Genomic DNA, 4,868 nt, shown 5'->3' with positions numbered 1-4,868 from the left:
TTGGATGACATACCGCATTCGCGAGCAAGCTCGCTCCCACAATTGGATCTGTATTTCAGGCGTTGATTGGTGGTGCCAGGATGCTGGCATCCGCCCTCATCGCTGGGCGATACAGCACCCAGTAATAAGCCCCCAGACAAATCAGCCAGCAAAAAATCGCCGTCCACACGTTGTGCGAAAAGAAGTGCGCGCCCTGCATCATGCGGCTGATCGAGAACACCGAACCCAGCGCAAAGGCGAACACAAACGCCTGCCGCGCCAGTCGCGGGCGGCGGTCGCGCAACACGAAGAACAACGCAAACAAGGTAAACCCGGTTGCCGCATGGCCACCCGGCCAGCAACGTCCCGGCTTGTCAGTGGCGGGGCGATGCTCCATCAGTTTGCTGTAGGTCTCGTGACCGCCGAATTGCTCCAGGCTCCATGGGCACTGCACGGCGGTGACGGCTTTGACCGGCGTGACAAACGAAGTCGCCAGCCCCAGCGACAGCACCAGACAGCCCAATTCACGCTTGAACGGTTTCAGCCGTTCGATGAAAAACGCGCCGATGAAACCCAGAATGGCAAACACCGAGAAGCCGATCACCAGCTGTTTCGCCCGGTCATGCAGGATGTCTTCAAGAAAAAAGCTGTGCCGTCCGATGAAATCCCCGGCGACCGGGTCGTAGAACATTTGCGCCAGAACCATGTCCAGATCGGTCAGTTCGAGCAACAGCAGAATGATCGCCGCCGCTGCGGGAATGCCCAGACACAACCACCAGTTCAGCGGTCTTGAAGCGGGAAGGGCAGAGGTCGACACCATGGCAGGTTCCTTGGTCGATGAACGGAGGAGAGAGCGTAATCGCGCGGAGTCTGCGCGCGCTGGCGTCGGCGATTTGTTAACCGAAAGTGAAAAAAACGTCGCAGCGCGCGCAGCGCGGGTTTATCGAAAAACGCCCCTAGCCCTGAGCCACACTTGGCCGTAAGCTGCGCGGGCCAAGACGGCCGTTACCCCGTTCGGAGGAGATGTCCATGCGAATTCTGCTGGTCGAAGACAACCGTGACATCCTGGCCAATCTGGCCGATTACCTGGGCATGAAAGGCTATACCGTCGATTGCGCACAAGACGGCTTGTCCGGTCTGCATCTGGCGGCGACCGAGCATTACGACCTGATCGTGCTCGACATCATGCTGCCCGGCATCGACGGCTACACCTTGTGCAAACGCCTGCGCGAAGATGCCCGGCGCGATACGCCGGTGATCATGCTGACCGCCCGCGACCAACTCGACGACCGTCTGCAGGGCTTCAAGTCCGGCGCCGACGATTACCTGATCAAACCGTTCGCGCTGTCCGAACTGGCCGCCCGCGTCGAAGCGGTCATGCGTCGTGCGCAGGGCGGCGGTCGCCGCGCATTGCAGGTCGGTGATCTGAGCTACGACCTCGACACCCTGGAAGTGACCCGCGAAGGCAAGCTGCTCAAGCTCAACCCGGTCGGTCTCAAGCTGCTCGCGGTGTTGATGCAGAAGAGTCCGCACGTGCTGCGTCGGGAGATTCTCGAGGAAGCGCTGTGGGGCGATGACTGCCCCGACAGCGACAGCCTGCGCAGCCATGTTCACCAATTGCGCCAGGTGATCGACAAGCCATTCGCCAAGCCACTGCTGCACACCGTGCACGGTGTCGGTTATCGCTTGGCCGAGGGGCGAGATGGAGTTTAAGCAGAGTCTTTCCCAGCGGATCATCATCGCCTTTGCGCTGATGAGCGCACTGGTCGCCGGCGCTTTCGCCATGGGCATCGTTGCGACGGTGCACCTGGTGGAAGAGAAACTGATTTCCGCAGGGCTGGGCGGCGACCTGCAACGTTTGCTGCTGATGGACAACGTCTCCGACTGGAGCCATCGCCCCGAGCCGGATCAGTTGTTCTATTTCAGTGGCGGGCCGGGGGATTTCGACCTGCCCAAGGATCTGCGTCACCTCGATGCCGGTTTCCACGAGGTCTTTCGCGAGCAGCTGTCCTATCACGCCATGGTCGAAGTGGTGGATGGTCGGCGTTATGTTTTGCTGCAGGATCAAAGTGATTTCGAAGAGCGCGAGCGCGTGCTGTTTGCCGTGGTGCTGGTGGGCTTCGTGCTTAGTCTGGCGCTGGCGGTGTTCCTGGGCTGGGTGCTCGCGCGCAAGGTGATGGCGCCGGTGGTGCGCCTGGCGCGGCAGGTTCGGCATCGCGACCAGTTGCTCGGGCTGGCGCCACCCCTGGCGCCGGATTATGCAGCGGATGAAGTCGGTGAACTGGCGGTGGCGTTCGATGCCACGCTGGGGCGCTTGCGTCAGGCGCTGAACCGCGAGCGTTTGTTCACCAGCGACGTCAGCCACGAATTGCGCACGCCGCTGATGGTCCTCGCCAGTTCCTGCGAACTGCTGCTGGAAAACCCCGGTATCGATCAGCGCGGTCGCGCTCAGGTCGAGCGTATTGCCCGGGCCAGCGAGGAGATGCGCGAGCTGGTGCAGACCTTCCTGATGCTGGCGCGCGCACAGAACGAAGAGGCCGGCGCCGCGCCGCAGCAAAACCTCACGCAAGTAGCCGAAAGCCTGCTGTGCCTGTGGCGCGAACCGATCGAGCGCAAGGGCCTGACGCTGATGTTCGAGCCGGGCAATCCACCGGACACTCGTTACAACGCGACCTTGCTCAATGCAGTGATGGGCAACTTGCTGCGTAACGCACTGCATTACACGGAAGAGGGCTTCATTCGCCTGACCCTCACTGCCAACGGTTTTGTCGTCGAGGACTCGGGGGTAGGTATTCCCGAGGAAAAACGCGAGGCGATGTTCGAGCCGTTTGTGCGCGGTAGCGAGAAACGTGGCGAGGGTCTAGGCCTGGGCCTGTCGCTGGTCCAACGCATCTGCGAAAACCAGGGCTGGACGGTCAGCCTGAGCACGATGGACCCCAATGGCTGCCGATTCGAGGTAGATCTTGGCGTGAATACAGTCAAATAGTGGCTCGAGGCTACTCCCGCCCACCTGTCTAAATCCTGTATAACGTTGTAATACTTTGCAGATTTACCTGACAGAATTTTCACAATTGGATGACCTGACGCTGACACACCGCTGCTTAAGGTGGTGTCATCAGAATAGGAGTCCAGATGATGGCCGACCCGATCAAGCTCGATTTTTCCGAAAAGTACGACGACCAACACGCACAACGTTACCTGCGCAAGCACAAGGAAAGCCTTGGCCGCCGCCTGTCGCACTGGCGCGACGAGCAATTGGGTCGCAAGGCTCTGGCGCTGGCGGGGGATCCCGGTCTGGTGCTGGATCTGCCCTGCGGTGCCGGACGCTTCTGGCCAATGCTCGCGGAGAAACCCAACCGGGTAATCATCGGTGCGGACAATTCCGAGTCGATGATCAACACCGCGCTGCAAGGGCAGCCAGCCGATGTGGTCAAGCGTGTACAACCGCTGCACACCTCGGCGTTCGATATTGCTTTGCCGGATAACGCGGTCGACAGCATCTTCTGCATGCGCCTTCTTCACCACATCGGTGAAGCCGAGCACCGCAAGGTGATCCTGCGTGAATTCGAGCGGGTAACCCGTGACAGCGTGATTGTTTCATTGTGGGTCGATGGCAACTTCAAGGCGTGGAAGCGCAAGCGCGCCGAGCTTGACCGGCCGAATCGTGATTACCAGAACCGCTTTCTGATTCCGGCGGCGACGATCGAAAAAGAATTTGAACAGGCGGGTTTCCGCATTCAGGAACAACTGGACTTTATACCGCTCTATGCGATGTGGCGGGTTTACGTATTACGCAAGAGGTAGAGGATGACAGTGCAAGCAGCGGTTGAAGCGAATATCGCTCCACAGGATGGTTTCGATTATTACTGGGCCCAGCGTGGCGATTGGGTTGAAGAGCCCAACGTGCGCCGCGGTGGTGAAAGTGGTGTGCAGCGCATCGTCGGCCGTGACGGCCAGTTGCTGTACGCCAAACGCCAGACCGGGCACATCTATCGCAGCTGGTTGCACCCCTTCGGTCGCCCGACCGTATTGCGCGAACTCGATGCGCTGACCGGCGTGAGCAAACTCGGCGTGCGCGTACCACAAATCGTCTTTTGCGGCGCGCAACCGGATCCGCAACACAAGTGGCGCGCCCTGCTTGTCACCAAATCCCTCGACGGTTTCCAGGAACTGGAACAGTGGCTGGCTGCCGCCGGTGGTCGCGATCAATGTGGCGACGTGGTTTACGAGAAAGTCCTCAAGGACCTCGCCGAAAACCTGGCGCGCATGCACAAGGGGCGCTGGCAGCACAGCTGCATCTACATCAAACACGTTTTCGTGCGCGTCATCGGTGAAGGCGAAGCGGCGCAGGTTGAAGTGGCTTTGATCGATCTGGAGAAGTGCCGCCAGCGTCTGACCCCCTATCGCGCCGCGCAGCATGACATGAAGCAACTGCGTCGCCATTCGTCGTTCCGCGATGCCGACTGGAAAAAACTCGTCTACTTTTATGAGACGGCGTTTGGCAGCGCTATCAAAGGTTTATAGCGATGAAACTCGAAATTGCACGAGGTTTGTTCCTGGTCGGGGCCTTGGCAGTTGCTTCACTGGCGGTGGCTGCCTGGGAGCAGCCGCGCATGCAGGTCATAGGAGCGTCCGGGAACGACGCTCATTGTTCGGTTCCTCGGGTGGCGAAAGCCTCCGTGGCGACCCAGCCCGATCATGATTTGCTGTTGTTCATGTTCGGACTGTCTCAGGGAATGAGGCCAGCCAGTTGAAACGATTGAAGCCCAAATAAAAGGCCTCGCAATTGCGAGGCCTTTTATTTGGGATACGGATTGTGTAGGAGCTGCCGAAGGCTGCGACCTTTTGATCTTGCTTGATCGTTCCTACGCTCTGCGTAGGAACGCCTC

Annotated in this window: 6 protein-coding genes; 5 read left to right on the top strand and 1 reads right to left on the bottom strand. The window is 59.6% G+C overall.

Going from position 1 to position 4,868, the window contains the following annotated elements; translation table 11 throughout:
* Positions 1-55: 55 nt before the first annotated feature.
* Complete coding sequence (locus F8N49_RS25555) at positions 56-799, bottom strand: phosphatase PAP2 family protein (protein WP_122752242.1); 744 nt, start codon at positions 797-799, stop codon at positions 56-58.
* Positions 800-1,008: 209 nt separating this feature from the next.
* Here F8N49_RS25555 and colR point away from each other — a divergent pair, with 209 nt between their 5' ends.
* From colR to F8N49_RS25530, 5 genes are all read left to right on the top strand, one after another.
* Entirely contained in the window at positions 1,009-1,692 is a 684-nt protein-coding gene (gene colR / locus F8N49_RS25550) for a two-component system response regulator ColR (protein WP_016773421.1), read from the top strand.
* Positions 1,682-2,965, top strand: coding sequence for a HAMP domain-containing sensor histidine kinase (locus F8N49_RS25545; RefSeq protein WP_122746732.1), 1,284 nt, complete (start codon positions 1,682-1,684; stop codon positions 2,963-2,965). The genes colR and F8N49_RS25545 overlap by 11 nt, the downstream gene beginning before the upstream one ends.
* A gap of 149 nt (positions 2,966-3,114) precedes the next feature.
* The gene (locus F8N49_RS25540; RefSeq protein ID WP_071173442.1) at positions 3,115-3,783 is read left to right on the top strand and encodes a class I SAM-dependent methyltransferase; all 669 of its coding nucleotides are present in this window, start codon (positions 3,115-3,117) and stop codon (positions 3,781-3,783) included.
* Positions 3,784-3,786: 3 nt separating this feature from the next.
* Positions 3,787-4,503 carry a lipopolysaccharide kinase InaA family protein gene (locus F8N49_RS25535; protein ID WP_071173422.1) on the top strand — a complete coding sequence of 239 codons (717 nt, stop codon included), beginning with the start codon at positions 3,787-3,789 and terminating at the stop codon, positions 4,501-4,503.
* 2 nt (positions 4,504-4,505) lie between these two features.
* Positions 4,506-4,733 carry a hypothetical protein gene (locus F8N49_RS25530; RefSeq protein WP_016773424.1) on the top strand — a complete coding sequence of 76 codons (228 nt, stop codon included), beginning with the start codon at positions 4,506-4,508 and terminating at the stop codon, positions 4,731-4,733.
* The last annotated feature ends 135 nt before the right edge of the window (positions 4,734-4,868 follow it).

The sequence above is a fragment of the Pseudomonas sp. GXM4 genome (assembly GCF_008923895.1).
GTDB lineage: Bacteria > Pseudomonadota > Gammaproteobacteria > Pseudomonadales > Pseudomonadaceae > Aquipseudomonas > Aquipseudomonas atacamensis.
Note: the sequence above shows the minus strand (reverse complement) of the source record. Positions and strands in the feature narration are given on the sequence as shown.